2 protein-coding genes are annotated in these 1,719 nt (G+C 48.3%); both read right to left on the bottom strand.

Translation table 11 applies throughout. The annotated features are described in order from the left end of the window. Positions 1-329, bottom strand: a 329-nt coding sequence (locus ABUA47_RS15315) for a zinc metallopeptidase (RefSeq protein WP_349831739.1), incomplete at its 3' end; no start/stop codon positions are given. 141 nt (positions 330-470) lie between these two features. Further along, positions 471-1,719 (bottom strand): alpha-L-fucosidase (locus tag ABUA47_RS15310; RefSeq protein WP_349831738.1); only part of this gene is annotated, 1,249 nt, incomplete at its 5' end.

Raw genomic sequence — 1,719 nt, 5'->3', positions numbered from 1 at the left:
AGATGCTGCACGGCGTGACCACATTCGTGGGCTGCAACGGCAGCAGCCATGATGCTGTTACTGCTATAAACACTCTCACTCAGGTTTACTGTCTTATTGGCAGGATTATAATGGTCGGTCAGATGTCCGGGAGTATGCGTCACGGTCACATCGTAAATGCCATTGTCGTGCAGCATCTTCAAAGCAACGTCCGCTCCCGTCATTCCGTTGCCGGTAGGGATTTTAGAGTACTTCTTGAACTTGTTCTGAAGATTCATCTGTACCAGCCAACTGACGACGGCAATACCGATAAAAATAATCCATTGCATTCCTATCATTCCTGTTCCCATAATTTTCTTTCTTTAAATTGTGAATAAATCAGTCGTTTCTTATTGTATAACAAATAGTCTGCCAAAAATAAAAGGAAACGGTGAGCAATGCCAGCGTTTCCTTTATCTTTTAGGAAGAATTAAAGATTTCTGATTTATAATTTATTTTTCAATCTCCACCTCTATCACTTTATCAATATCCGTCGGAACCTCCGGCAAGTAGAGCATCACCCCTCCTTCACACTTACGGAACTTCACTGGAAGACGGTCGGCATACCCCACTGCCTTCCTCACTTTCTTGCCTTCCAACGGCAGGAAGAGAGCCTTATCCTGCAATTCGAGAATATGCACGTATAATTTATTTTCTCTTTGTGTAGTGACTCCCCAAGGATGCGGAACAATGCAGCCGCCACGGGTTCCGTAGATGGTTTCACCGTATACCTTCATCCATTCCCCTACTTCTGCCAGACGCTCCAATGCAACAGCAGGCAGCTCACCGTCCGGCTGAGGACCGATATTCATCAGCAGATTGGCATCTTTACCCGCAGCCTTCACCAGGTAATGTATCAGCGTTTTGGTAGATTTATAATCCTGGTCCGTAATCTTATATCCCCACATTCCATTCATCGTCTCGCAGGTTTCAAGGGGCAAGGCGCTGATATCCTGCCCGGAAAGACCGGCACGGTTCTCTCCCGGCAGGTCGCGCTCGAATATCTGGATGTCCTCGCCGGCAAACGGTGCTTGATGATGGTTGTTCCCAACCAAGCAAGCCGGTTGCAGGCGGTGTATCATGGCATATTGCCCGGGCAGTTGCCAGTCAAAATCCGGATTCTGGTCCTGGTCCCACCAGCCATCAAACCAAATGGCACCTATTTTTCCATAATTGGTGAGCAGCTCGGTCAGCTGGTTGTTCATGAATTTATAGTAGCTGTTCCAGTCGCCCTTCGGATTCGGTCGTCCCGTTCCACGTCCGGTGCGTCCCCATGGAGCATCTTCGCGATACCAGTCGATGTGCGAATAGTAGAGATGCAGACGAATACCTTGCTTGTGGCACTCGTCTGCCAATTCTTTCAGAATATCCCGCTTAAAAGGGGTAGCATCCACAATATTGTAATCGGAAAAGCGTGTGTGGAACATAGAAAAGCCATCGTGATGCCGGGATGTAAAGCAGATATACTTTGCCCCGGACGCCTTAATGGCTGACACCCATCTGGCAGCATCGAATTTGGCAGGATAGAAACCTCCCGCCAGTTTGGCATACTCCTTATAATTAAGGTTCTTGTTCGTCATGGTCCATTCTCCGGTAGCCAGCATACTGTATATCCCCCAATGCAGGAAGATACCGAAGCGATTGTCCCGAAACTCCTGACGGGATTTCAGGTTCTCCTCCGTCGGCTGGTAAGTCTGCGAC

This window comes from Bacteroides sp. RTP31139st1_H2_RTP31139_211217, from assembly GCF_040227615.1.
GTDB lineage: Bacteria > Bacteroidota > Bacteroidia > Bacteroidales > Bacteroidaceae > Bacteroides > Bacteroides uniformis.
The sequence above is the reverse complement of the archived record's forward strand: the minus strand, read 5'-3'. Positions and strand labels throughout refer to the sequence as shown.